The organism is Gordonia sp. Swx-4, assembly GCF_030316175.1.
GTDB lineage: Bacteria > Actinomycetota > Actinomycetes > Mycobacteriales > Mycobacteriaceae > Gordonia > Gordonia alkanivorans.
In genome coordinates this window covers 3,770,898-3,794,897 of record NZ_CP128197.1, presented here as the reverse complement: position 1 = coordinate 3,794,897, position 24,000 = coordinate 3,770,898, and the positions used below count along the sequence as shown (strand labels likewise).

The 24,000-nt window shown below is 67.6% G+C and carries 26 protein-coding genes and 1 pseudogene; 16 read left to right on the top strand and 11 right to left on the bottom strand.

The genetic code is table 11. From position 1 onward, the window contains the following. Positions 1 to 536: 536 nt before the first annotated feature. The 7 genes from PWF70_RS17395 (at position 537) to PWF70_RS17365 (ending at position 6,272) form a co-directional block, all read left to right on the top strand. Positions 537 to 722 carry a hypothetical protein gene (locus tag PWF70_RS17395; RefSeq protein WP_042375637.1) on the top strand — a complete coding sequence of 62 codons (186 nt, stop codon included), beginning with the start codon at positions 537 to 539 and terminating at the stop codon, positions 720 to 722. Between the two features lie 60 nt (positions 723 to 782). Continuing rightward, positions 783 to 1,628, top strand: coding sequence for an oxygen-dependent tRNA uridine(34) hydroxylase TrhO (trhO, locus tag PWF70_RS17390; protein WP_006357384.1), 846 nt, complete (start codon positions 783 to 785; stop codon positions 1,626 to 1,628). Then, positions 1,616 to 2,680, top strand: a complete 1,065-nt coding sequence (locus PWF70_RS17385) for a CobW family GTP-binding protein (RefSeq protein ID WP_035751059.1) — start codon at positions 1,616 to 1,618, stop codon at positions 2,678 to 2,680. Before trhO ends, PWF70_RS17385 begins: the two co-directional genes overlap by 13 nt. A gap of 219 nt (positions 2,681 to 2,899) precedes the next feature. Further along, positions 2,900 to 3,925 (top strand): N-acetylmuramoyl-L-alanine amidase, encoded by a 1,026-nt coding sequence (locus PWF70_RS17380; RefSeq protein ID WP_035751063.1) that lies wholly within the window; start codon positions 2,900 to 2,902, stop codon positions 3,923 to 3,925. 33 nt (positions 3,926 to 3,958) lie between these two features. Next, on the top strand, positions 3,959 to 4,882 hold the full coding sequence (locus tag PWF70_RS17375) for an SDR family oxidoreductase (protein WP_006357387.1): 924 nt from the start codon (positions 3,959 to 3,961) through the stop codon (positions 4,880 to 4,882). Continuing rightward, positions 4,879 to 5,658 carry a fructosamine kinase family protein gene (locus tag PWF70_RS17370; RefSeq protein WP_075863842.1) on the top strand — a complete coding sequence of 260 codons (780 nt, stop codon included), beginning with the start codon at positions 4,879 to 4,881 and terminating at the stop codon, positions 5,656 to 5,658. The genes PWF70_RS17375 and PWF70_RS17370 overlap by 4 nt, the downstream gene beginning before the upstream one ends. A gap of 50 nt (positions 5,659 to 5,708) precedes the next feature. Continuing rightward, complete coding sequence (locus PWF70_RS17365) at positions 5,709 to 6,272, top strand: nucleosidase (RefSeq protein WP_075863841.1); 564 nt, start codon at positions 5,709 to 5,711, stop codon at positions 6,270 to 6,272. A 15-nt stretch (positions 6,273 to 6,287) separates the two neighbouring features. Here the strand turns inward: PWF70_RS17365 and PWF70_RS17360 are convergent, their stop codons facing one another. The 4 genes from PWF70_RS17360 to PWF70_RS17345 form a co-directional block, all read right to left on the bottom strand. After that, positions 6,288 to 7,223: a DUF6542 domain-containing protein gene (locus PWF70_RS17360; RefSeq protein WP_197028032.1), complete on the bottom strand. Its 936-nt coding sequence runs from the start codon at positions 7,221 to 7,223 to the stop codon at positions 6,288 to 6,290. 4 nt (positions 7,224 to 7,227) lie between these two features. Then, a complete protein-coding gene (locus PWF70_RS17355) occupies positions 7,228 to 8,457 on the bottom strand; it encodes a DNA recombination protein RmuC (protein ID WP_035751071.1) in 1,230 nt (409 codons plus the stop codon). 55 nt (positions 8,458 to 8,512) lie between these two features. After that, complete coding sequence (locus PWF70_RS17350; protein ID WP_035751074.1) at positions 8,513 to 9,076, bottom strand: methylated-DNA--[protein]-cysteine S-methyltransferase; 564 nt, start codon at positions 9,074 to 9,076, stop codon at positions 8,513 to 8,515. Positions 9,077 to 9,144: 68 nt separating this feature from the next. Further along, a complete protein-coding gene (locus tag PWF70_RS17345) occupies positions 9,145 to 10,677 on the bottom strand; it encodes a DNA-3-methyladenine glycosylase 2 family protein (RefSeq protein ID WP_035751077.1) in 1,533 nt (510 codons plus the stop codon). Positions 10,678 to 10,783: 106 nt separating this feature from the next. Here PWF70_RS17345 and PWF70_RS17340 point away from each other — a divergent pair, with 106 nt between their 5' ends. The 5 genes from PWF70_RS17340 to PWF70_RS17320 all read left to right on the top strand — a co-directional run bounded on the left by PWF70_RS17340 (position 10,784) and on the right by PWF70_RS17320 (position 14,583). Further along, positions 10,784 to 11,113 carry a hypothetical protein gene (locus PWF70_RS17340; protein WP_230461821.1) on the top strand — a complete coding sequence of 110 codons (330 nt, stop codon included), beginning with the start codon at positions 10,784 to 10,786 and terminating at the stop codon, positions 11,111 to 11,113. A gap of 86 nt (positions 11,114 to 11,199) precedes the next feature. After that, complete coding sequence (locus PWF70_RS17335; RefSeq protein ID WP_035751080.1) at positions 11,200 to 12,501, top strand: AI-2E family transporter; 1,302 nt, start codon at positions 11,200 to 11,202, stop codon at positions 12,499 to 12,501. A gap of 83 nt (positions 12,502 to 12,584) precedes the next feature. Continuing rightward, complete coding sequence (ychF, locus tag PWF70_RS17330; protein ID WP_035751083.1) at positions 12,585 to 13,664, top strand: redox-regulated ATPase YchF; 1,080 nt, start codon at positions 12,585 to 12,587, stop codon at positions 13,662 to 13,664. Continuing rightward, positions 13,657 to 14,013 (top strand): zinc ribbon domain-containing protein YjdM, encoded by a 357-nt coding sequence (locus PWF70_RS17325; protein WP_035751086.1) that lies wholly within the window; start codon positions 13,657 to 13,659, stop codon positions 14,011 to 14,013. The genes ychF and PWF70_RS17325 overlap by 8 nt, the downstream gene beginning before the upstream one ends. A 45-nt stretch (positions 14,014 to 14,058) precedes the next feature. After that, a complete protein-coding gene (locus PWF70_RS17320; protein WP_231380817.1) occupies positions 14,059 to 14,583 on the top strand; it encodes a putative immunity protein in 525 nt (174 codons plus the stop codon). On the opposite strand, the pseudogene PWF70_RS17315 reads toward PWF70_RS17320, so the two are convergent. Next, a pseudogene (locus PWF70_RS17315) lies at positions 14,580 to 14,666 on the bottom strand (carboxymuconolactone decarboxylase family protein); the annotation flags it as partial. The gene PWF70_RS17320 and the pseudogene PWF70_RS17315 sit on opposite strands and share 4 nt — an antisense overlap. A 93-nt stretch (positions 14,667 to 14,759) precedes the next feature. Between PWF70_RS17315 and PWF70_RS17310 the strand changes: the two are divergent. Both PWF70_RS17310 and PWF70_RS17305 read left to right on the top strand, forming a co-directional pair. After that, on the top strand, positions 14,760 to 15,206 hold the full coding sequence (locus PWF70_RS17310) for a VOC family protein (protein WP_035751089.1): 447 nt from the start codon (positions 14,760 to 14,762) through the stop codon (positions 15,204 to 15,206). Positions 15,207 to 15,299: 93 nt separating this feature from the next. Next, on the top strand, positions 15,300 to 15,803 hold the full coding sequence (locus PWF70_RS17305; protein WP_331271827.1) for a nucleoside deaminase: 504 nt from the start codon (positions 15,300 to 15,302) through the stop codon (positions 15,801 to 15,803). Positions 15,804 to 15,841: 38 nt separating this feature from the next. On the opposite strand, the gene PWF70_RS17300 is transcribed toward PWF70_RS17305, so the two are convergent. From PWF70_RS17300 to PWF70_RS17285, 4 genes are all read right to left on the bottom strand, one after another. Beyond that, a complete protein-coding gene (locus PWF70_RS17300; RefSeq protein ID WP_035751092.1) occupies positions 15,842 to 17,149 on the bottom strand; it encodes a S1C family serine protease in 1,308 nt (435 codons plus the stop codon). 100 nt (positions 17,150 to 17,249) lie between these two features. After that, complete coding sequence (locus tag PWF70_RS17295; protein ID WP_035751095.1) at positions 17,250 to 17,753, bottom strand: SRPBCC family protein; 504 nt, start codon at positions 17,751 to 17,753, stop codon at positions 17,250 to 17,252. Beyond that, the gene (locus tag PWF70_RS17290) at positions 17,750 to 18,457 is read right to left on the bottom strand and encodes a hemerythrin domain-containing protein (protein WP_035751097.1); all 708 of its coding nucleotides are present in this window, start codon (positions 18,455 to 18,457) and stop codon (positions 17,750 to 17,752) included. The genes PWF70_RS17295 and PWF70_RS17290 overlap by 4 nt, the downstream gene beginning before the upstream one ends. Positions 18,458 to 18,487: 30 nt before the next feature. After that, a complete protein-coding gene (locus tag PWF70_RS17285) occupies positions 18,488 to 19,135 on the bottom strand; it encodes a TetR/AcrR family transcriptional regulator (RefSeq protein ID WP_035751099.1) in 648 nt (215 codons plus the stop codon). Positions 19,136 to 19,337: 202 nt separating this feature from the next. On the opposite strand from PWF70_RS17285, the gene PWF70_RS17280 reads away from it, so the two are divergent. Continuing rightward, positions 19,338 to 20,201: an AraC family transcriptional regulator gene (locus PWF70_RS17280; protein ID WP_035751101.1), complete on the top strand. Its 864-nt coding sequence runs from the start codon at positions 19,338 to 19,340 to the stop codon at positions 20,199 to 20,201. Positions 20,202 to 20,235: 34 nt separating this feature from the next. Here PWF70_RS17280 and cynS read toward each other — a convergent pair whose 3' ends face one another. Continuing rightward, a complete protein-coding gene (gene cynS, locus PWF70_RS17275; protein WP_006357409.1) occupies positions 20,236 to 20,688 on the bottom strand; it encodes a cyanase in 453 nt (150 codons plus the stop codon). A 319-nt stretch (positions 20,689 to 21,007) separates the two neighbouring features. Here cynS and PWF70_RS17270 point away from each other — a divergent pair, with 319 nt between their 5' ends. Continuing rightward, complete coding sequence (locus PWF70_RS17270; protein WP_035751103.1) at positions 21,008 to 21,886, top strand: formate/nitrite transporter family protein; 879 nt, start codon at positions 21,008 to 21,010, stop codon at positions 21,884 to 21,886. On the opposite strand, the gene PWF70_RS17265 is transcribed toward PWF70_RS17270, so the two are convergent. Beyond that, positions 21,873 to 23,957: a DUF2339 domain-containing protein gene (locus tag PWF70_RS17265; protein WP_286352681.1), complete on the bottom strand. Its 2,085-nt coding sequence runs from the start codon at positions 23,955 to 23,957 to the stop codon at positions 21,873 to 21,875. The two genes, PWF70_RS17270 and PWF70_RS17265, sit on opposite strands and share 14 nt — an antisense overlap. Between the last annotated feature and the right edge of the window lie 43 nt (positions 23,958 to 24,000).

The window sequence follows — 24,000 nt, the reverse complement described above, 5'->3', positions numbered from 1 at the left end:
ATTCTTCCGGGGAGAGTGCCACCAGATCTTCGGGCGCACGATCAGCCGCATAGATTGTTCGGTATCCGCTGTCGGTCACCGAGAATCCCGCTTTCGACCGCGATTCGAGACAGAACAAGCCGACTGTCTCGACGAGGCAGGAGAATCGGGAAATGGAAATCGTGTACCCGAAGTCGACTATTGATGAGCGATAGAGAACCGGATAGCGATTGGTGCAGGCACCGCGTTGCGGGCCGTCCGAGCTGAGGATTGCGTAATCGGGTGCCCAGTCACAGGAGGCCGGCTCCGTGGACGGACGGGAGCGTCGCGTCGTGGGGCCGGAGTCGCCACCCTCGTTGATACGGCAGGCCAGTGACGACCTCCCGTTGGTGCCCGTCGAGCAATTGACTGATCGATCGGGTGTGGAGAAATGGAAGCCCGACGAGTCCTGTATCGGTGAATCGGGCGTGACCGATCCCTGATGAAAGCGCGAATTGTCGACCCGGGGAGCGAGTGCGACGACTCGCCCAATTGTCCAATCGGGAAGATTCTGTGCCGTGTCCTCACCCGTGGTGGTGGTTGTCGATGCCGACTCGAGCTCGGTGAGGGTCGACAGTTCGTTGGTGGGCGGAATGACGATTCGTGAAGGCGTGGTGTCGGTGGGTAACGAACATCCCGCAACGGTCACGATTGTCGCGGTGATCACGATCGCGAACGAAGCGCAGATCACGCGGCCGAAATGAGCCGGCCGCCGGCGGGGGACGGGTACGGGCCGCCGCGATCGATTTCCGTACCCTTGCATTGTGTCGACCCCCAAGATCGTCCTGTTCTACGTCTTCGTCCCGCTGCCCGATCCGGAAGCCATTCGGTTGTGGCAGCTGTCGGTGTGCGAGTCGCTCGGGTTGCGAGGCAGGATCATCGTGTCACGACACGGAATCAACAGCACCGTCGGTGGCGACATCGCCGCGGTCAAACGCTACGTCAGAGCGACCCGTTCGTACCCGGGGTTCGCCGACGCGGACATCAAATGGTCGGACGGGACCGGCGACGATTTCCCGCGCCTGAGTGTCAAGGTGCGTCCGGAGATCGTGACGTTCGGAGTTCCCGACGAGATCGTCGTCGACGAGAACGGCGTGGTCGGCGGCGGTATCCGGCTGTCGCCCGAAGAGGTGCACCAGCTCGTCGACGAACGCGGTGACGAGGTCGTCTTCTTCGACGGCCGCAATGAGATCGAGGCCCAGGTCGGCCGGTTCGACGGGGCGGTCGTCACCAAGGCGCAGACCACCCGCGACTTCATCCCGCTGCTCGAGAGTGGCGCCTACGACCACCTCAAAGATCGTCCGGTGGTCACCTACTGCACCGGTGGCGTCCGGTGCGAGGTCCTCAGCACGGTCATGCGCAATCGCGGGTTCAGCGAGGTCTACCAGCTCGACGGCGGCATTGTCCGCTACGGCGAGCGCTACCGCGACGACGGACTCTGGAGAGGATCGCTCTACGTCTTCGACAACCGCATGAGCACCGAGTTCTCCGATCACGCCGAGGTGCTCGGACAGTGCGTCGAATGCGGCGCGCCGACGAACAATGTGGCCAATCATCCCGATCGCGAAGGCCGGGACCTCGCGGTGATCTGTCCGGCATGTCTGGCCTGAGCGCGTCCCGATCGGCTCGGCCGCCGGTTCCGGTGATCGTCGTCGCCGGTTTCCTCGGGTCGGGCAAGACCACGCTGCTCAACCACCTGTTGCGCACCGCGGGTGCCACCGGCACGAGGTTGGGTGTGCTGGTCAACGACTTCGGCTCGGTCAACATCGACGCACTGCTGGTGTCCGCGCAGGCCGACGGCGCGGTGAGCCTCAGCAACGGGTGCATGTGCTGCACGGTCGACGCCGACGGACTCGCCGACGCGCTGACCTCTCTCGTCCGCCCGAGCGCGAAGATCGATGCGATCGTCATCGAGGCCAGTGGTATCGCCGAACCCAGGTCGCTCATCCGAATGGTCACCGCAGTGGCGGAACCCCGGGTCCGCTACGGCGGTCTGGTCTATGTGGTCGACGCCGCGCACATCCACACGTTGCGTGAAGAACACCCAGAGGTCGACGCGCACATGGCTATTGCCGATCTCATCCTGGTCAACAAGGCCGACCTGATCTCCGACACGGATCTTCGGGGCGTCGAAGAGCTTGTCGGCCAGCTGAATCCGACTGCAGCAACGCTGATCACGCAGGAGACCCGCGTCGACCCCGCGCTGCTGTTCGACATCGACGAGACGGCCGTCGACGACGAACCCCGTAGCGGCCAACTGACTCTCGACGAACTCTTCCTCGAAGAGCACGGGCACTCCGATCGCCAGCATCTGCACGCCGGGTACGAGGCGGTCGCCTTCCGCAGCGACGAACCCCTGGACCCGCGGCGGCTCGCGAGGTTTCTGGAGCGGCCCCCGAGCGGCTGCTTCCGGATCAAGGGCATCGTGCACTTCGACCTGCCTCGCTACCGGCAGAAGTTCGTCGTCCACGGTGTGGGCGGTTTCGTCCGGGTCGAGCGCGGGTCCTGGGAGTCGCAGACCCCGTCGACCGAGCTCGTCGCCATCGGTCGAGGCCTCGACCCCGACGCGGTGCATGCCGAACTGCACGCCGCGATCGCGCGGCCGGAGGACGCGGCCGACGAGCACGGCATCCTCAGCGTCCTGCGGCATGTGCCGGCCTGACCGCCGATCCTCGCGACACGTGTCGTGGATCACCCGACACGCCGGGTGAGATGTCACATCTGGCTAACGAAATCCCAAAGGTCCAGGTCTTCCATTTCGCAAACTCCGCGAACCCTGTTTCACTGTTAAGTCTGTTACCAGTGTGACCGATGGTGCCTAACGGGAGGAGTGAGGCGAATGGCCAGAGCTGAAACGCGTGGTCGTCGCCTCGAAACGCCGATGTTCCAGAAGATGATGAAGAAGCGCATGATGACGACCGCCTTCGCCGTGACGGCGGTGGCGTCGACCGTGATGGCGTCCAACCTGGTGGTGGCCCCGGCGCAGGCCGCGCCCGCCCGGGGGGCCGCGCTGGCAGGTAAGACGATCTTCCTGGACCCGGGTCATCAGGCGAGCGCCGCCGGCCGCAGCCTCAGCGCGCAGGTGCCCGACGGGCGCGGCGGCAAGAAGGATTGCCAGACGACCGGCGCAACCGGGGTGAACGGCGCGAGGGAGCACACCGTCAACTGGCAGATCAGCCAGCTGGTGAAGGCCGGCCTGGAAAGCCAGGGCGCCCGCGTCGTGCTCAGCCGGCCCGACGACCGTGGCTGGGGCGGCTGCGTGGACGAGCGCGCCGCCGCGGCGAGCCGATCCGGGGCAGCGGTGGCGGTGAGCCTGCACGCCGATTCGACGAGCCGCGGAGCGGACGGAGCCAAGAAGGGCTTCCACATGATCGTGCCGTCGTTGCCGATCTCGGACCCCACCGTCAACCGCGTGCAGTCGGGTGAGGGGCGCAAGGCGTCGAATGTCATGCGCGATTCGTTCCTCGCCGCGGGATTCCCGTCGGCCAACTACGCGGGCGTGAGTAACGGCATCCAGACGCGTCCGGACATCGCCGCGGTCAACCTGACCAAGGTGCCTGCCGTTTTCATCGAGATGGGCAACCTGTCCAACCCGGCCGAGGCCGCCGCACTGGCCGGACGCGACGGCCAGCTCAAGTACGCGATGGCCATCACCGACGGCATCCTGAAGTACGTCAACGGCAGCGCGGCAACCGGCTCTGCCCCCGCACCGTCGGTGCCGCTGGCCGACGACGCCAGCGGGCTGTCCGTGGTGATCCCATTCGTCCAGCAGCTGCTCGCCACCGAGGAGCCCGAGGCCGTCGTACAGCTGCTGACGACCCAGGGGCAGGACGTGTCGGCGCAGGTCCTCAAGGCGATGCTGACGATTCTGTACGGCCTGTTCGACGGGAAGCTGCCGATCGGCTGAGCCTGCCCGCCTCCGGCGACTAACCTCGGCCCCATGGGCATTCGAGATCTCCTGGTGATGGACACTCCGGTGCCGTCGTTGCGTGGACGCAAGGTACTGATCACCGGCGCGGCGAGTGGGATCGGACGCGCGACCGCCGAGGCGGCGGCGGCCCAGGGCGCCGAACTCGTGCTGACCGATCTGCACGCCGACCAGCTCGACGAGGTGGTCACCGGAATCCTCCGTGCCGACGGCACCGTGCTGTATCACGTCGCCGGAGACGTCTCCGACTACGACTGGGTGGCCAACTTCGCGCGGCAGGTCGACGCCGAGGTCGGCGTGATGGACGTCGTGATGAACATCGCCGGGATCTCGGCGTGGGGCACGGTCGAGAACCTCGAGCACCGGCACTGGCGGTCACTGGTCGACGTCAATCTGATGGGCCCGATCCACATCATCGAATGCTTTGTGCCGCAGATGGTCCGACGAGGCGCCGGCGGCCACATCGTCAACGTCTCGTCGGCCGCCGGGCTGCTCGCCCTTCCATGGCACGCCGCCTACAGTGCGAGCAAGTTCGGGATCCGCGGCGTCTCCGAGGTCCTCCGGTTCGACCTGCGCCGCCACCGGATCGGGGTGTCGCTGGTGTGCCCGGGTGGGGTGGACACACCGCTGGTCGACACCGTCGAGATCGTCGGCGTCGACCGCGATGATCCGCGAGTCAAGGCCGCCATCAACAACTTCCACAAGGTCGCGGTGTCGCCGGAGACCGCCGCCGCGGCGATCCTCAAGGGAATCCGCAAGAACCGTTTCATGGTCTACACCTCCTTCGACATCCGGTTCGGCTACTGGTGGGCACGGAAGTTCGCGCTGCCCTACGAGATCGTGATGCGGGTGGCCAACGACCGGTTCGACAAGCTCGCGCGCATCAGCGGTACCAAGCTCGAGGAGCGGGCGCGCGACCACCATTCCACTCAGTGAGCCGCGTCTTCCGTAAGACGCTGCGAGGCAGCGGTCCGCCGGGAGGGCATCCCGACTTCTTCGCCGCCGAAGCGGCCGGTCTGCGCTGGCTCGCCGACGCCGGTGCGCCGGTCGCGAAGGTGCTCGCCGTGAGCGAGGACGCCATCGAACTCGAGAAACTCGACACGACCCGTCCCGACCCCGAGGCCGCCCTCGCGTTCGGCGGGGCGCTGGCGAGGATGCACGACGCCAGTGCCCCGCGGTTCGGTTCACCACCCACCGGCTTCGACGGCCAGTTGTTCATCGGCCGACGCCCGCTGAGTTCCGTCGAATACGACTCGTGGGGCGAATTCTATGCACGGGAGCGCGTCGAGCCCTATCTGCGTCCGGCCCGGGATGCGGGCAACCTGACCGCCGCGGACTCCGACGCCGTCCGCGCCGCCTGCGAGCTGATCGCGAGCGGCGCCTTCGACGACGACGAACCCGCCGCCCGCATCCACGGCGACCTCTGGAACGGGAACGTGCTGTGGACCCCGTCGGGCGTCGTCCTGATCGACCCGGCAGCGCACGGGGGTCACCGCGAGACCGACCTCGCGATGCTCGCGCTCTTCGGCTGCTCGCTACTCGACGAGATCGTCGTCGGGTATCAAAAGACGCATCCGTTGGTCCCCGGCTGGGAGGACAGGGTCGAGCTCCATCAGTTGCATCCGCTCGCGGTGCACGCGGCCGGACACGGACCGGGGTACGGCACCGCGCTCAGCCGAGCGGCCCGGGCCGTACTCGGCGCTCACGCGTGATCGGGACACGCGATAATCACCCGGTGTCTGATGACGGAGTGTGGAGCGGCGTGTCCGGAAGCGTCCTGATCGTGTCGGCGACCCGAGCCGAGGCGCGGCATCTGCCTGCCGGGTCGCGGTTGCTCGTCACCGGGATCGGCAAGGTCCGGGCGACGATGGCGCTGAGTCGGGAGCTGGCCGCCGGTGCACCGGTCCGACAGGTGATCAACATCGGTACCGCGGGTGCGCTGCGGGACGGTGTCGTCGGTTCCGGGCGCGATCTGTTCACCCCGTCGGCGGTGCTCGAACACGACATCAGCAGTGCCGAACTCCGCGCCATGGGCTACGAGATGACCGACCGCTGGGAACTCCCGGACGGCGACGGCACGGTGCTCGCATCGGGGGACACCTTCGTCGCCGACCCGGTGCGTCGGGCCGAACTCGCCCGCCACGCCGACCTCGTCGACATGGAGGGGTGTGCGGTCGCCCATGTGAGCGCCCAGTTCGGCGTCCCGTGCCGGCTCGTCAAGGCCGTCACCGACAACGCCGACGAGGGCGCGATGGAGTGGCCCGATCTGGTCGACGCCGCAGCCCGCCGGCTGGGGCAGTGGATCGAACTGAACGTCGGTGGCTGAGGGCCACCCGGCAGATCAGGAACGGGTGTCGGCGACGTCGGCCGGACTGGCGTCGGTGGCCGACTCGTAAGCCTGGAAACTCGACGGGGCGGCCTCGGTGCGAGGTGTGTCCGCCTGACCGGTGAGCGGGGCGTCGGACGGGGTGAGATCGGGTGCGCCGAGGTCCGCGACGGTCGGGCGAGCGCTGGTCGGGGTCCGCTGGGCAGTGGTCCGTTCGACGGTCGCCGTACGAGCCGTCGTGGCCGGACGTTCGGACGAGGCCGGACGTTCGGACGAGGCAGGTCGCTCCGACGCCGAGCCGGGACGGGACCGCTGTGGCCTCGACCGGTTGGACGGCGACGTGGTGGTCTGTGCGGCGCCGGTCTGGCCGGAGCCGGACTTGGTCCGGCGATGCGTCGTCGCGCGCTCGGTCGTTTCGCCGGTCTTCGCGCGGTCGGCCTTGTCCCGGCCTGCGCTCCGCGATGCGCTGCGGGTCCCGGTCGGCTTCCCGCGGCCACCGGAGTTCTTGTCGTCGTCGCCACGGGTCAGGAACCACCGGACCAGCACCAGCGCGAGGGTCACCAGGAACACCGTCAGCATCCAGGGGAAATCCGCGGCGATCGGCAGCAACACCTTGAAGATCAGACTCTTCAGTCCGGACGACGCCTGCTCGGAATTGAGTCCGTACAGCGTGGCGATGCCGACGAAGAACGCGATCAGTGGGGGCTGCGCGGCAGCGGTGAACAGTGCGCGGCGACGGACGGCGAGGGCGGCGACGACACAGCCGACGAGATAGCAGAACTTGTAGATCCCGCCGAGCGAGTCATTGCTGCCGGCGTCGATCGCCGCGCCGAGGGCCGTGATCCCGGTAGCCAGGAGAACGGCACCCCACCACGGCACTCCGCGGACCGCGGGCATCACGGACTGCTGGTCCAGTGGTACCGCGGTCTGTAGACGTTGCGGGGAAGGCACATGGTCACGGTACCGGTTCATCGGCGGAAATCGCTCCACCCCCGGACCGTGGCGTGGACGCGGCCGCCGATGTCGTCGCAGGTGCCGCCACGGATCCGGCGGACCTGCAGGTGTCGTGGATCACCCGGGGGCGGGGTGGTTCGCTCACGTCGCCCAGAGCGTCGAGTTCGGCGAGGCGTCGAGCGGTGACGCCGAGGCGGCTCTCGACCGAGCCGATGGTCGAGTTGTAGGCGTCGACGGTGCGTTGCAGTGAGGTGCCGAGTGTCCCGAGATGCCCGAGGACACCGGCGAGCCGCTGGTGGAGTTCCATGCCGAGGTCGTGGATCACCGCTGCGTCGCGCGCCATCGCGTCGTGGCGCCAGCCGAGCGCGACGGTCCGCAGCAGTGCGATGAGGGTGGTCGGGGTGGCGATCACCACATTGCGGGCGAAGCCGTACTCGAGGACGTCGGGGTCGGTGCGCACAGCGGCCTCGAGTACCGCGTCGGCGGGCAGGAACAGCACGACCATCTCCGGGGTGTTCTCGAAGGCCGTCCAATAGGCCTTCGCGGACAACCGCGCGATGTGCGCGCGCAGAGCCCGAGCGTGCTCGCCGATCAGACGGTCTCGTGCCTTGGCGTCGGTGGACTCCGCGGCGCGCAGATAGGCGTCGAGCGGCACCTTCGCGTCGACGACGATGTCTCGTCCGCCCGCGAGGTGGACGACGAGGTCTGGCCGGACCGTCGTTCCTTCCCTCGTCTTGTCCGGCAGCGACACCTGGGTGCTGAAGTCGCAGTGCTTGGCCATACCGGCCAGCTCGACGACCCGTTCGAGCTGTACCTCGCCCCACCGGCCGCGCGAATGGGAACTGTGCAGCGCGTTGGCGAGCTGTCGCGTCTGGTCGTTGAGCGCAACCGACGCCGCATGGATGCCGCGAACCTGCTCGGTCAGTCCCGCGTAGGCGCCGATCCGATTGGACTCGACCCGGCGCAGCTCGTCGGAGAGCTGGGCGAGGGTGGCGCGCAGCGGTTCCACGATGTGCTGCACCTGGCCGCCGATCGCGGTGGATTGTCGACGTGCCGCATCCTCGGTGGCCCACGACAACGACGACGCCACCTCGCTGCGGCCCTCGCGCAGCATCTCGACCTCGGCGCGGGCAGCGGCGACCACCCCGGCGCTGCGCGCGGCGTGCGCCCACCAACCCAGCGCGATGCCGAGCAGGACGCCGAATACGAGTGACAGGGCTGCTGCGATCATGCCCTGATGGTGTCGGATGCCTCCGACAAAACCGGCTGGGCGGTGTCGCGCCGGTTCAGTCCCCGGCGGGGGCCTCGAAGTCGAGCAGCCACTTCTTGGTCTCCAGCCCGTAGCGGAAGCCACCCAGCGATCCGTCGCTGCGCTTCACCCGGTGGCATGGCACGAACAGTGCGGCGGCGTTGCGAGCGCACGCGGTTGCCGCTGCCCGGACGGCGGCCGGTTCGCCTGCCCGCTCGGCGAACTCGGTGTAGGTGACCGGCCGGCCCGGTTCGACGAGGCGCAGGGCGTCCCACGCCTTGTTGAGGAAGGTCCCGCCGGAGAGTTGGACCACCTCGACCCGGGACGGTGCCTCGACCTCGCCCGCGTAGTACGCCGACACCGCGTCGGTGAGCTTGCCCAGCGTCTCGGAACGCTGCAGTGATTCCGGGCGCAACGACCGGTGGATGAGTGCGGAGAGGTACGCCGGATCGTCGGTCCACCCGGACGCGAGTACACGTTCGGAGTCGTCGGCGACAACGGTGAACGGGCCGTTGGGGGTGTCGACGGTTGCGTATCCACCGGTGCCGGTGTTGGTCGTGCTGACGTCGGCGTCGGAGACGGTGGGGGACGGTGCGGACATGTCGCTCCTGTCGGATCGGGGTTCGGATCGAATCGGTGTCGGAGGGGGCGTCATAGGAGATCCGCTCGTCATACGTCCTCGCCGTCGCCGGCGAGGCGGTGTCGCCACAGGTGCACCGTCGCGTACGACCGCCACGGTGCCCAGTGGTGCGTGTCGCGCAGATCGAGTCCGAGGTCGGCGGCAGCCCGGGCGACGACCAGGTCGCTCGCGAGCAGGACGTCGGGATCACCCGTCACCCGCATGGTGACGATGTCGGCGGTCCAGGGGCCGATGCCGGGCAGCTCGATCAGCTGCGCACGTAGATCAGACGCATCGACCCCAACATGCGGTTCCACCCGACCTTCGGCCAGGGCCTCGGCCACCCCGATGACGGCGTCGATGCGACGGCGCGGTCCGCGTAGGACGTCCCGCCCGTCGGCGGCTATGGCAGCTGCGGTCGGGAACGCCTTCAGGATGAGGTCGCCCTCGGTTTGCCCGGCGTCGTGCAGCGGTTGGCCCAGCGCGTCGACGAGCCGGTCGATCTGATGCCGTGCGGCCGCGAGACTGACCTGCTGGCCGAGCATCGTGCGGATGATCATCTCGGCGGCGTCGAGACTGCCCGGTACGCGAAGTCCGGGTGCGTCCTCGATCGGCGTGCGGAGCGTCGGGTCGTCGGCGAGGGCGTCTTCGGCGGCGGTGATGTCGGCGTCGAGGTCGAGGAGCCGACGCACGCGGTTCACCGCGGCTCCGAGATCACGCATGTCGAGATGTGTGAGGACCACACCGACGTGGTCGTCGTGGGGTTCGATCTCGGCGACTGCGGGTCCGTGCGGGAGAGCGATGACGCGCTTGAACCGCCAGCCGAGCGGTGCGTCGGCGTCGTCGACCACCGTCTCGACCCCGGCCGCCGCGTGCGCGGACAGGAACCAGCGCATCCAGGGCCAGCGGTAGGGCGAGCGGAACGGCAGACGCAGGGCGACGGTGCCCGGGGCGGACGCCGCGTCGGACCGCGGGCGGTCGCGCCGGTTGCGGAGGCGGCGGAGTTCGGTCGGAGTGAGTCCGAAGACGGCACGGATGGTGTCGTTGAACTGCCGGATGCTGGCGAAGCCCGCGGCGAACGCGACGTCGGACATCGGTAGTGACGTGCACTGGATCAGCACCCGGGCGTTGGTGGCGCGGTGTGCGCGGGCGAGCGCGAGCGGACCGGCTCCCAGGTGGTCGGTGAGGACTCTGTTGAGGTGTCGGGGTGAGTACTTCAGCCGCGCGGCGAGACCGGCGACGCCCTCACGTTCGACCACGCCGTCGGCGATCAGACGCATCGCGCGGGCGGACATGTCGGCGTTGACATTCCACAGCGACGAACCGGGGACGGCGTCGGGGGCGCATCGTCGGCAGGCGCGGTAGCCCTGCTGCTGGGCCGCGGCCGCGGTCAACACGAACGCGACATTGTGCGGTCGGGGCGTCTGCGCGGGACAAGACGGACGGCAGTAGATCCCGGTGGTGCGGACGGTGACGAAGAACTGGCCGTCGAACCGTGCATCCCGGGCTTGGACGGCGCGGTAGCAGCGGTCGAAGTCCGGAGCCGAGCCCGGGATGGTCTGTTCGACGGATGCTGTGGTCACCTGTCCACTCTGACATCCGGCACGCACGAGTTCTGGCGGAAATCGGACGCGGCAACTGACGCCGAACATGTGATCTGAGTAACAGTCCTGTGGCACGATATGCGCCATGTCCACACGGTTCGATGGCCGACGCGGAAGCCGGCATGACGACCTCCCCCTCGCCGGGCTACCCGGATGGGGCCTGGAGATGATGATGGGCCTGTACGGCCCGGAGACGATCCAGCGCGCGCTCACGGAAGAGACCGAGCAGGGCATCACGCCGGTGCCGTGGGACCGCGGGCGAGCCGACGAGTCGCCCAGCGGGCCGATCGACGCGCCGGACATCGAGATGTGCGGTCGGGACGACGTTCCGCCGGTCTTCAACCAGGTCGACGCCGAACTCGAGGCGGTCAACTCGCTGATCCGCTTCCTCGGGCGCAAACTGCGCCGGCGCTGACCGGCCCGAGGGCGTTCGCGCTGGCGAGGCGATGCCATCCGTCACGTCGACGCCGCAATGTCATCGTGGTGTGTGAAGATCCACGGGTGACTGACAGCTCGGATGATCAGCGTGCCGACGGCGAGGCCGGAACCGACAACTCGGATTCCATCCCGGTAGGGGCCGATGCCGTCCTCGGGGGTGACGCCGTTCTCGGCGGGGTCGAGGAGAAGGCGTACCCGACGCGCGCCCAGGTGATGATGGCCGGCCTGCGCTCCTGCGCGACCGTCGGTCTGCAGATCGTGCTGGTGGCGGCCGCCCTCTGGGTGATGTTCTGGCTCCTCGGCAAGTTCTGGGTGATCCTGCTGCCGGTCCTGCTGGCCATCATCGTGTGCACGATCCTGTGGCCGCCGGTGCGATGGATGCGCAATCGTGGCGTACCGGCCGCCGCGGCGTCGTTGCTGATGATGCTGATCGGGCTCGGAGTGCTCGGTGGCGTCATCGGGCTGATCGTGCCGTCGATCGTTTCCCAGGCTCCGGAACTCGCCAACCGTGCGACCGAGGGCGTGCGGCATCTGCAGGACTGGGTCCAGGGACCCCCGCTCAACATCGAGGACGAGCAGCTCGACAACATCGTCAATGCCATCACCAGCAAGTTGCAGTCGAGTGCGTCGACCATCGCCTCGGGTGTGTTCAGCGGCGTGGGCACTGCGACGTCGCTGCTCGTCACCGTCTTCACAGCGTTCGTGCTGGTGTTCTTCTTCCTCAAGGACGGGCCGAAGTTCGTGCCGTGGCTCGACCGTTCGGTCGGCAAGCCCTCCGGTACCCACGTCGGCGAGGTGCTGACCCGGATGTGGAACAGCCTCGGCGGTTTCATCCGTACGCAGGCGGTCGTCAGTTTCGTCGACGCCGCTCTCATCGGTCTCGGCCTGTTCATCCTCGGGGTCCCGCTGGCCGGGGTGCTGGTGGTCGTCACGTTCCTCGGCGGCTTCATCCCGATCGTCGGTGCCTTCGTCGCCGGCGCGCTCGCCGTCCTCATCGCGCTCGTGTCGAACGGCCTGACCACCGCACTCATCCTGCTCGGCGTCATCCTCGCGGTGCAGCAGCTCGAGGGCAACGTGCTGCAGCCTTGGCTGCAGGCAAAGTCGATGGATCTGCACGCTGTGATCGTGCTGCTCTCGGTCACCTTGGGCGGCACCCTGTTCGGCATCACCGGTGCCTTCCTCGCGGTGCCCGCGGTCGCGTCGCTGGCGGTGGTGCTGCGCTACCTGAACGAGCAGATCGCCGAACGGGCCGGGGAGACACTGGCGCCCGAAGGTGCGCCCGTCACGAAACAGAAGGGCGTCCCCGACAAGGAACCGCCGAACGACCCGCCGAACCCGGTCAAGGGTCTGCTGGACCGCGACTGACGACGGGGCCGGCGATCGGAGCCGAGCAGCTAGGCCCGACGCAGCGTCGGGCCTCGCGGCCGGTGCCGATAGACTGGGCGCCCGTGAGTCTCACCCTGGGAATCGTCGGTCTGCCCAACGTCGGTAAGTCGACCCTGTTCAACGCCCTGACCCGTAACGATGTGCTGGCGGCCAACTACCCGTTCGCCACCATCGAGCCCAACGTGGGCGTGGTCGAATTGCCCGACGCACGACTGAAGCGTCTCGCGGAGATCTTCGGCAGCGAGCGCATCCTGCCCGCCACGGTGTCGTTCGTCGACATCGCCGGCATCGTCAAGGGCGCCTCCGAGGGCGAGGGCATGGGCAACCAGTTCCTCGCCAACATCCGCGAGGCCGACGCCATCTGCCAGGTCGTCCGCGTCTTCGACGACGGCGACGTCGTGCACGTCGACGGCCGCGTCGACCCGTTCGCCGACATCGAGGTCATCGAGACCGAGCTGATCCTCGCCGACATGCAGACCCTCGAGAAGGCGATTCCGCGTCTCGAGAAGGACTCGCGCAAGAACAAGGACCTAGTCGAGGCCCTCGAGGCGGCGAAGAAGGCGCAGGAGATCCTCGATAGCGGCAAAACGCTGTTCTCGCAGAAGGATTCGTTCGACCTGTCGTCGGTGCGCGAGCTGCACCTGATGACCGCCAAGCCGTTCCTCTACGTCTTCAACTCCGACGAGGGCGTGCTCACCGACGATGCGAAGAAGGCCGAACTGCGTGCCGCCATCGCACCCGCCGACGCCGTGTTCCTCGACGCGAAGGTCGAGAGCGAACTCCTCGAACTCGACGAAGAAGACGCCCAGGAGCTGCTCGACTCGATCGGCCAGAACGAGCCCGGCCTGACGTCGCTGGCCCGCGCCGGTTTCCATACCCTCGGCCTGCAGACCTACCTCACCGCAGGCCCCAAGGAGTCGCGCGCCTGGACGATCCGTCAGGGCGACACCGCACCCAAGGCCGCCGGAGTCATCCACACCGACTTCGAGAAGGGCTTCATCAAAGCCGAGATCGTGTCCTTCGCCGACCTCGACGAAGCCGGCTCGATGGCCGCGGCCAAGGCTGCCGGCAAGGTCCGGATGGAGGGCAAGGACTACATCATGCAGGACGGCGATGTGGTTGAGTTCCGCTTCAATGTCTGACCAGTTGCCGCCCTGCCCGGAGTGCTCGCAGGAATTCACCTACGAGCAGGGCGCACTCCTGGTGTGCCCGATGTGTGGGCATGAGTGGTCGGCCTCTGAGGCTGCGGAAGCCGCTGCCGAGGCGGTCGTGAAGGACTCGGTCGGCAACGTGCTGGAAGACGGCGACACGGTCACCATCGTCAAGACCGTCAAGGTCAAGGGCGGTGGCGGCGGCGTCATCAAGATCGGCACCAAGGTGCGCAACATCCGGCTGATCTCCGACGGCGTCGGCGACCACGACATCGACGCGAAGGTCCCGGATTTCGGTCAGATGCAACTGAAGTCGACCGTGGTGAAGAAGGTTCTCTGAACCTGGCAGTTCTTCTCGATGTGACAGGCTCGGATGATGGCATCGATGCAGACCCTGAGCGATTCCGACCGTCGGCTGCTCGCGCGCTGGGCGCTGGAGTGCGCCGAGCGGGTACTTCCACTGTTCGACGCCGATACGTCGGCGCAGGCCGAGATCCGGGATGCGGTGGCTCGCACGCGCGCATACAGCGCAGGAGAAGGCAGTACAGCCGAGGAGATCAGCAAGCGTCTTGTGGCGGTGAAGGCGGCGAAGGCTGCGACCACGCCGGCCGGTGCTGCGGCAGCGAGGGCGGTCGCCCAAGCCTCGGCAGTAGCCCACATGGGGGCGCACGCGCTGGGTGCGGCCGCCTATGCGGTCAAGGCGGTTTCGCTGGCGAACAAGGATCAGCCAGAACTGGTGGCGGACGAGATTCGTTGGCAGCTGACGCAATTGACCGATCGCGAGCGCGCCGCATTGCGGTTGCTGCCGCCCTTGGGCGCGGATGAATCTGGTCCCCTGGGTCCCGGACTTCTGTCGCAGGGAATTCTGGGGTCGACGATCCGGGAGATCCAGGAGCGGATCGGCGACTAGGGGCCGACGGGGTGGTGGCTCCGAATCGCGACGCGGTTCCACGCGTTCATGACGACCGCGAGCCAGCTGACAGCGGAGATCTGTATGCGGCGACGACGGCCAGCCGATCTATAGCTCGAATTCGCGCTGACCGCGGTTTGAAGCTATGAAACGGCGGGCGGGGTTACGGTGGCGACATGGCCATCAAACTCGAGAACGTCGGAATCGCCGTCCGGGACATCGAGGCGGCGATCGCCTTCTTCACCGATCTCGGCCTCACCGTCGTCGGCCGTGACGAGGTCAGCGGCGAATGGGCTTCCACCGCAGTCGGACTCGACGGCAACCACGCCAAAGTGGCGATGCTGCAGACGCCCGGCGCGCAGGGGCAGCTCGAGCTGTTCGAGTACATCCACCCCGACGCCATCGAGACCACGCCGACGCTGCCGAACGAGATCGGGATGCACCGCGTGGCCTTCTCGGTCGACGACATCGACGCCGCGCTGGAGATCGCCGCGCGGCACGGCTGCCACCCGCTTCGCGGCGTCGCGAACTACGACAACATCTACAAGCTCACCTACCTCCGCGGTCCGAGCGACATCATCGTGATGCTCGCGCAGGATCTGACGACGAGCCCCGTCGACTGATTCGGTGCTGGTGTGCCGGTCGTTCTCGACGCGGAGTTGGCTCGGACCGTCCCGATCCATGGCTCGAAATCGCGCTGAGCGCGGGTTGGAGCTATGAAACGGTGGGGTATGAGTTCTCGCACCGACGCCTCGGGTATCGATCTCTCGCTCCTGCTGGACACCGCCTACCAGCAGGCCCGACTGGGTCTCGACGAGGGCGGCATCCCGATCGGTGCCGCACTGTTCGCCGCCGACGGGACCCTGCTCGGGGAGGGGCGTAATCGCCGTGTCCAACACGACGACCCGTCGGTGCACGGTGAGACCGACGCCTTCCGTGCAGCCGGCCGGCAACGGGACTACTCGTCGACGATCATGGTCACCACGCTCGCACCGTGCTGGTACTGCAGCGGACTGATCCGGCAGTTCGGCATCGGAGCAGTGGTGATCGGGGAGAACCGTTCCTTCCAGGGCGGACAGGACTGGCTCGCCGAGCTCGGGATCTCGGTCACGATCCTCGATGACGAACGCTGCTACACGATGATGTCGGACTTCATCGCGACCAATCCTGGCCTGTGGAACGAGGACATCGGCGTCGTCGGCGAGGAGAACCGGACCTGACCGCCCCGATGCGATCACCGTCGGCTGAACTCATCCGGTCAGGGCAACTGACCGAACGGGTTGCCGCCGAAGGGAAGACGTGATCCTCCGGACTGTCCGTCGGACTCGGGGACCGTCGTCTGCTGCTTGTCGACGGTGCTCCCCAGCTTCACCTTGACCGTGCGGGCGCCGGAACCGGAACCGATCGTCACGGGTACCGTCTCGCCCGGTGCGTGCGTCAGCACCTGTGCCATCAGGTCGGCGTAGTCGGCGACCGGAGTGTCGCCGATCTTCGTGATCACATCGCCGCTCGAGATACCCGCCGACGCGGCCGGCCCGCCCTTCTGGACCGTTACCGTCGCGCCGTCCTCCCGGTCCGACGACGACAACGAACCAGACACTCCCAGAACGGGTTTCGTTGCCTCCCCGTCCTTCAGCAACTGGTTCGCGATGCGTTCGGCGGTGTTGATCGGGATTGCGAAGCCGAGTCCGAAGGACTGCGGGCCACCGGAGGAGGCCTGCCCGGTGTCGACGGCTGAGTTCACCGCGACCACCTGGCCCTGCAGGTTCACCAGCGGCCCACCGGAATTGCCCGGGTTGATGGGGGTGTCGGTCTGCAAGCCGTTGTAGACGGTGACCCCGGAACCGCTCTCGTCGCCGGCGGCCACGGTCCGCGAGAGTGCGCTGACGATGCCGGAGGTCACCGTGTTGGAGAGGCTGTCGGGGCTACCCACGGCCACCACCTGTTCGCCGACCTGCAGGGCATCCGAGTCACCGAGAATCGCCGGGGTGAGGCCCGACGCGCCGTCGAGCTTGATCACCGCGAGGTCGTACGACGGGGAGGTGCCGGTGATCGTAGCGGGATATTGCTTTCCGTCGCTGGTGGACACCACGATCTTGCTACCCGATCCGGCCCCTGCCACCACATGGTTGTTGGTCAGGACATATCCGTCCGAGGAGAGGACGATGCCGCTGCCCACCGCTGTGCCCTGCGCCATCTGCACCTTGATGTCCGCGGTCGATTTGGACGCAACCTGTGCCGCGTAGGTCACCGACCCGGGCTTGACGTCGGCCGCGTTCACCGTGTTCGCGGGTTGCGAGCTGAGTACCGGCGCAGTCGGTGTGGCCTGGTGGTCGAGTAGCGCGCTCCCGCCGACACCGATGGCGCCGCCGAGGAGGCCCGCGAGCAGAGCGGTCACGATGATCGGCTTCGTCACGGTACGGGGGCGTGGCGACGGGGATGGCGAGCCGGGCGCGGGTACCGGATCGACGGGCGGACCGTCCCAGCCGCCGTACGGGGGCAGGGGCGGGCCGGGCTGACCCAGCGGCGCGGTGGGGGTGCGGTCGGGGGACTGAGGTGCGTTCACGGCACCACGATGCCGGTGCTCCTTGAGAACAAGCCGCTGATTACCTGCGAACTTCCTGACAGCTCAGATGGTGGGCTTCAGGTGTTTCTCGGAATGGTCGTCACGCGTCGTGGGTCGGGAGTGGTTTGCGCGGGCGGGCTGCGGCGAGTGCGGCCAGTCGATCGAGGTCCTCGGCGAGTGCGGCCCGCCGATCGCGGTGCCCCTTGATCAGGAGCCAGTAGATGCGGTCGAAACCCGGTGCGACATGGAGCACGTCGTAGGCCTGCACGATCCGCGTGCCGCCCGCTTCCGGTTCGAGCGTGATCCGCCATTCGGTGCTGTCGATCTTGCCCATCAGCCCGGTGGTCTTCCAGGACAGTAGATGTGGTCGCTCGACGGTGGTGAACACACACGACCGGCTCCACAGGTAGATGCCGGACTTGTTGGTGCCGCGGAAGCGGACGCCCGGCGCCGCTGCCTGCTCTGGACCGACCCAGTGCGCGCCGCGGCACTCGTGACTCCACTCGCCGACCCGCGTCACATCGGAGACGATGTCGAAGACGGCCTCGGGCGGCGCTTCGGCATACGACTCTGTGCGTCCATGGTGGGCCACGCGCCGCGTCATGATGCGCTCTTCGCGCCGACGGTGACCGGGCCGATCCTCGACGCCCCGCCGTGTCCCCAGATGAGTTCGGCGCGGCGTCGGTAACCCCGCGCGAAGCCGTGGACGAGGATGAACCTCGGTACGGCCGGCACCACGCCGAGGATCAATGCCCGATCGTCATCACTGAGACCGTCGATGGCCCAATGCCCCTCCCGGCCGAGTTCGACGAATCCCTTTGGTTTGACGAAGTATTCGTGTTCGACATCGCGATACTCCGCGGTGCTGATCGTGGCCGCGACGACCGGCATCGCCTCGAGCTCCTCTCGTTCGAGGTGGGGGAGTAGGACTTCGGAGAGCCGATCCAGCGCGTCGAGAAGCGTGTTCCGTGCCTCCGCGTCCGTGCGGTAGGCAGAGGCGGCGTCGACCAAAGCGTCGACGGCGGGGGCGATGCGAAGGTGGTCGGCTTCCATGTCATCGAGAAGTGCTGCGGCACCGGGGTTTCGCGACCGGATGAGCGGCCACAGTCCCTCGTCCTCGCCGGTGTGGTGGAGATGGAGGAAGTGCATCATCCACGTGAGGTGGTCGGCGAGGGCGCGTCGTCGGGCGTCTTCGGGATAGGGCGGTGACGTGAGAACGACACGGGCACGCCTTAAGTCGCGGCGGAGCGCGCTGTGCACGACGCCCATGCTCCGGGTGTCGGCGGGTTCGTGCGGGGTGGTGGACATGGCGCTGTCCTCTCATTCGAAGGGCTGGAGTCAATTTGGACCGAGCAGCCGCAGGGTGGCGTCGGCGAGCCAGTTTTGATAGCGCGTCTGGCTCCATCCGGCGTTGTTGACGAGCAGGTCGTAGACCTCGGTGCTGATCACCGCCCACAGCCCCCCGGCTTCGTCGTCGGTGAGCGTGCGTCCGGCGATCGATTCGCCGGCGGTCCGCACGTCCGACCGTTGACGGCGGTACGCGTCGGCGAGCCGGGCGGCGAGTTCGGGGTCGAAAGAGGCGCCTTCCCGCAGCGCGCGGTACAGACCCGCGGTTCTGCCGTAGACCTCGGCGGCCAGGGCGGCGCCGGCTGCCGCACGTTCACGACGATTGCCGGCGGACATCGCGGCGAACCCCGGGCGCTCGACGAGGGGGACCGGACGATCGTCCCCGACGACCGCCACGTCGAACGCGGCGAGGAAAAGCCTTGTCTTCGAGCCGAATTTGGCATAGACGGTCTCGAAGGACACGCCGGCCCCGGCCGCGATCTCGCGTACCCCGACCGACCATCCACGCTCGGCGAACATCCTGATGGCCGTGTCGAGCACACGTGCGCGGGTTTCAGCCGCCTGGTCACGTCGCAGTGACGAGTCGTAGCTTCTCCGCGTCGCGGTGGCTGCGGAGGACTGCGGGTCTGACGTGCCCATACCTGAGTATGCGACTGGGTTCAATTCAATACAAGGGGTGTCAGACGAAAAGTTCGAGCGAGTGATCTGCGCGGCGCCGTTTCATAGCTCGAAGCCGCGGTGGGCGCGAGTCGGAGCTATGGAACGCGCTGATAATTCCTGCCCGGAACGATCGGGTCCGGGGCCATGCAGAGGGACCATGATCGTGGACGAAAGGAGAGCCATGATCGGCACGCTCAACGCACTCGTCGACCTCGTCGACCGGACCACCGACGAGCCCATCGACCTGGCCGGATTCGCCCGGTCCCACGGGACGACGGAGTATCACCTGCGTCGGATGTTCGCCTCGCTGGCCGGGATGCCGTTCTCGGAGTACGTGCGGCGTCGTCGGATGACCCTCGCGGCAACGGATCTCGTGAGCAGCCACACCGGCCTGCTGGATCTCGCGGTGCGCTACGGCTATTCGTCGGTCGAGGCGTTCGGCCGGGCCTTTCGCACGGTTCATGGAGTGTCACCGTCGGACGTGCGGGCACATGGCGGTCCTTTCGAAACACAAGCCGTACTCAGGTTTCGCCTGATCGTCGAAGGGAGTCGTCCCATGGACGTCACGATCACCGACCGACCCGCATTCGTACTCGCCGGGCACGCAGCACAGGTGCCGCTCATCTACGAGGGGGTCAATCCGCACATCCAGCAGCACATCGCGTCGATCGCGCCCGAGGAACACGCCCGACTCAAGTCGCTCAACGACACCGAACCCGCCGGCATCCTGGCCATCACGGACGGAAGCGAGCCCGACGCGCCCGAAGGGATACTGGTCACCTACCTGCACGGTGTTGCGCTGCAGCACGATTCGACGGTGCCGGCGGACCTGTCGGGCATCCCGGTGACCGCCGGGGCGTGGGCCACATTTCGGTCGTCCGGTCCGTTCCCGCAGACGCTCCAGAAGACCTGGGCCGCGACGGCCACCGAGTGGTTCCCGTCGAATCCGTGGCGACTGCGGCCCGGCCCCACATTCGTGCGCTACCTCGAACTGACCGCGTCGTACGCCGACGCCGAGATCTGGATGCCGGTCGAACGAGCCTGAGCACCACAGAACGGCGGCGAGGCCGACGAGGCGGTCACCAGTTGTAGTCGAGGAACTTCCCGTCGAAGGTCACGACGACGCGGTCGCCACCCGGGTCGGCGCGACGCGCGATGTCGACCTTGAAGTTGATCGCGCTCATGATCCCGTCGCCGAACTCCTCGTGGATGAGTTCCTTGAGCGCCGGACCGTAGACGTCCAGGGCCTCGTAGAAGCGGTAGATCGTGGGGTCGCTGGTCGCGGCTTCGTCGGGGGTCCGGGTCGGTTGTCGGCGCAGGCTCTCGGCGACGCCCTCGCCGAGGCCGAGCATCTCGACCACCGCGGTGGCCTTGTCCGCCGGGACGGGATGTTTGCCGAGCAGGGCCGCGACCGTCCACACCAGCGGCGCGTCGATCTTCTCGGCGATCGCTGCCCAGGTGAGTCCCTGCCGGATTCGGGCCGCGACGATGAGGTCGGCGGCGTCGGACTTCGGCATGATCGGGGTGGTCATCGTGTCTCCTCGGTCGGTTCGGTGATGCCCGTCGACGCGGGGATCGGCGATCTGGTCGAATCCTGTTGATACGTCGAGGGTGATCTCCACCATGCGCACGTGCCGGCGGATTTCCAAGGTGCTGCCGGACTCAGCCGAAGAGTTCACACGACGGACACGGCGGTACGAGGAAGAGGTAATCGCGGTGAAACATCACCGCGGCGAACCGCTCGAGAGAGGTCGATGTAACACCGGGTCGTCCCGACGACACCTCCACGACATGTGGCCTCGTTTCGATGGGGGACAAGAGTCACGAATCGAAACGCTCGGGGAGAATGTCTTGTCTTATGTGAATCCGTCCGAATTCGCGGTGAAGATGGTGGACGCCGGTGAGGCGAAGGTGTTCCTGTCCACCCGCGACACGATCATCCGCGCTTACATGGCCGGAGCGATCCTTGCTCTCGCGGCCGCATTCGCTGTGACGGTCACCGTCCGCACCGGTGAACCACTGCTCGGGGCGTTGCTGTTCCCGGTCGGCTTCTGTCTGCTGTATCTGATGGGTTTCGACCTGCTCACCGGGGTGTTCACGCTCGTCCCGCTCGCCCTGATCGACAAACGACGCGGTGTGACGGTGAAATCCATGCTGCGCAATTGGAGTTGGGTGTTCCTGGGGAACTTCCTGGGCGCCTTCACCGTCGCGGTGATGATGGCGGTGATCGTGACCTACGGCTTCAGTGTCGACCCGGACGAGGTGGGCCGGCAGCTCGGCGAGATCGGGCACAGCCGGACCGTCGGATATGCCGAGCACGGCGCCGCCGGGATGCTCACGCTGTTCATCCGTGGCGTCCTGTGTAACTGGATGGTGTCCACCGGTGTCGTCGGAGCGATGATGTCGACGTCGTTGCCCGGCAAGGTTCTCGCCATGTGGATGCCGGTGATGGTGTTCTTCTACATGGGATTCGAGCACTCGATCGTCAACATGTTCCTGTTCCCCTCGGGTCTGATGCTCGGTGGCGACTTCTCGATCGGCGACTACCTCGTCTGGAACGAGATCCCCACGGTCATCGGTAATCTCGTCGGTGGTCTCACCTTCGTCGGGCTCACGATCTACATCACCCACGCACGCACCGCCGCCGACCGTCGGCCCGTCTCCCATGATGAGACGGCCGAGGTCGACGTCGCGGCACCCGCCGAGATCGAGAGCGTCAAGACGGTCTGACCGGAGTATCCGCTCCCGGGGTTGTCGTCGGCGACCCCGGGACGCGTTCGCCCTGGAGCGCCCTGGCATACCAGGCGCCGAGCCCCAGCAGGATCAGGCCCGTCACGATGAACACGAGGACCCGGAAGATCCCGTCGAGGGTGGCAAGGTCGAACAGGAACAGCTTGGCCATCGCCGCGGCGACGAGCACCAGACCGCCGGTGACCGCGGCGGTGCGCTCGTTGCCGGTATGGCGCCGGGCGAAGGCCAGCGCCGCGCCGGCGAGAACGACCCAGCAGGTGGTCGCGACGACATGCCCGCCGAGGAATCCGTCGGCCCCGGCGAACAACACCCCGGCGTTCACGCTGATGGCGGTCACCGCGTACACCACGACCACGCCAGCCGCGGCGTAGGCGACACGGGCCAGATCCCCAGCGGTCAGCCGGGTCCACCCGACGGCAATCGCGATGGCCCCGACGGCGGCGAGCATGCTGCCCACCAGGATCGACAGGGAGGCGTTGTCCTCGACCAGTCGCGCCTGGGCCAGGACGTAGGGCGGCATGTCGTCGAGCAGTGCCGCGAAACCGATGCCCCAGATCACCGTGCTCCCGGCCAGCAGGACCAGCGACGTCGCCGACCAGGCACGGGCGACCAGGGCGGTCACCGTCGCGAGGCCGAGCACCGCGGACACCGCCACCGTGCCGTCGAAGCACACGAGGATCGCGACGAACAGTACGACGAGCGAGGTCGCGGTCCAGATCTGAGCGACCACGTCGGGGAGTTCGAAGTGCTCGGTCCGGACCGCCGAGCAGGTGACGGCGACACCGATGACGAGCACGGCGACCGCCGCCTGCAGCGCAACCGCACCCGCGGTGTCCAGGACCGCACCGGCGAACAGGACCGGGATCGTCGTGGCCGACGCCAGACCTGCGAACAGCTCACGGAATCGGGTGGTGGGCATCGCCACGAGCGCGCCCGCGAACCCGAGGACGATCACGACGAGTGCGGCACCGGCGAACTGGAATCCGGTGTTCGTGGTGCTCGTTCCGCCCAGGGCGGCCAAGCCGACGACGGTGAGCGGGATCGTGGGCGCGGCCAGTCGCACGGTGTGCAACCAGATCCAGTCGCGGCCCCACTGAACCCACGCCGACGCAGCGGCGAGAACCACCATGAATGCGATCAGGGTCATGTCGAGACCGCCGGTCAGCATCGGACCGAGAACGATGAGCGGAACCACCACGAGCAGGCCGAGATATTCACTGCGCCAGCGATATGCGAGGACCAGGCCGCCGGCCGCAACGATCCCGGCGACGGTCAGTCCCGCCACGATGGGCAGCCACTCGTAGATCTTGGTGGCGGCCAGGACGTCGAGATAGCCGGCCGCAATTCCTGTTGCGGCCGTGGCGATCGCGCCGATCCGGCCATCCGGCTTGCGGCGCAACCAGATCGCGGTGCCGACGAGCGCAGTCGCGAGCATCGCGCCGCCCGCAACGCGGAACTCTGGGCGCAGGATGCCGGCCTGCGCGGCCAGGACCAGCAGCAGGGCGATGCCGATCAATGTGACGCCCACACCGGCGGTGGCGAGAATCTTGCCGATCAGACCTCGCTCGGCGGCCGCGGCGACACGCTCGGACAACGGGCGCGCGGGGGGACGCGGCTGCGGAGGAGCGGCCGGCGGTCGCACCATCGGACCGTACGCGGGATGCGGCCCCGGACGTGACGGAGCCGGCGGGATGGGCGGTCCGTAGGCGTACGAACCCTGATTCGGCGGACGTCCGGGTGACGCCCACTGAGTTGCCGGTTGCGGGTTGGCCGGCGGCGGGCCCATCGGAGGTGCGGGTGCCGGGGCCACGGTCGGCGGGGTGAGCGGTCCGGCCGGATGCTCCTGCTGGAAAGGTTTCGACTGTACCGGACGGTCGGGCCGCGCGGCGTCGCCGGCAGGACCCTCGACATCTGCGACGATCCGCCGCAGTTCGGCGAACTCGGCCGAGACGGTGGACATCTGGCGGGCGATGGCATCGAACTCGGTGGAGATCCGCGCGAGTGTCGCGGCGCCCGGATCGCCCCCGAACGTGCTGCTGGATGTGGTCATGGAATGACCGTGTCTCCTCGAGGTCCACGGGACATGAGTAGTG

Coding starts and splice junctions, on each gene's coding strand:
- PWF70_RS17385 (WP_035751059.1), top strand. CDS start 1,616: ATGTCTGGCCTGAGCGCGTCCCGATCGGCTCGGCCGCCGGTTCCGGTG.
- PWF70_RS17380 (WP_035751063.1), top strand. CDS start 2,900: ATGTTCCAGAAGATGATGAAGAAGCGCATGATGACGACCGCCTTCGCC.
- PWF70_RS17375 (WP_006357387.1), top strand. CDS start 3,959: ATGGGCATTCGAGATCTCCTGGTGATGGACACTCCGGTGCCGTCGTTG.
- PWF70_RS17355 (WP_035751071.1), bottom strand. CDS start 8,457: ATGATCGCAGCAGCCCTGTCACTCGTATTCGGCGTCCTGCTCGGCATC.
- PWF70_RS17350 (WP_035751074.1), bottom strand. CDS start 9,076: ATGTCCGCACCGTCCCCCACCGTCTCCGACGCCGACGTCAGCACGACC.
- PWF70_RS17340 (WP_230461821.1), top strand. CDS start 10,784: ATGTCCACACGGTTCGATGGCCGACGCGGAAGCCGGCATGACGACCTC.
- PWF70_RS17325 (WP_035751086.1), top strand. CDS start 13,657: ATGTCTGACCAGTTGCCGCCCTGCCCGGAGTGCTCGCAGGAATTCACC.
- PWF70_RS17320 (WP_231380817.1), top strand. CDS start 14,059: ATGCAGACCCTGAGCGATTCCGACCGTCGGCTGCTCGCGCGCTGGGCG.
- PWF70_RS17310 (WP_035751089.1), top strand. CDS start 14,760: ATGGCCATCAAACTCGAGAACGTCGGAATCGCCGTCCGGGACATCGAG.
- PWF70_RS17305 (WP_331271827.1), top strand. CDS start 15,300: ATGAAACGGTGGGGTATGAGTTCTCGCACCGACGCCTCGGGTATCGAT.
- PWF70_RS17295 (WP_035751095.1), bottom strand. CDS start 17,753: ATGACGCGGCGCGTGGCCCACCATGGACGCACAGAGTCGTATGCCGAA.
- PWF70_RS17290 (WP_035751097.1), bottom strand. CDS start 18,457: ATGTCCACCACCCCGCACGAACCCGCCGACACCCGGAGCATGGGCGTC.
- PWF70_RS17285 (WP_035751099.1), bottom strand. CDS start 19,135: ATGGGCACGTCAGACCCGCAGTCCTCCGCAGCCACCGCGACGCGGAGA.
- PWF70_RS17280 (WP_035751101.1), top strand. CDS start 19,338: ATGATCGGCACGCTCAACGCACTCGTCGACCTCGTCGACCGGACCACC.
- cynS (WP_006357409.1), bottom strand. CDS start 20,688: ATGACCACCCCGATCATGCCGAAGTCCGACGCCGCCGACCTCATCGTC.
- PWF70_RS17265 (WP_286352681.1), bottom strand. CDS start 23,957: ATGACCACATCCAGCAGCACGTTCGGGGGCGATCCGGGCGCCGCGACA.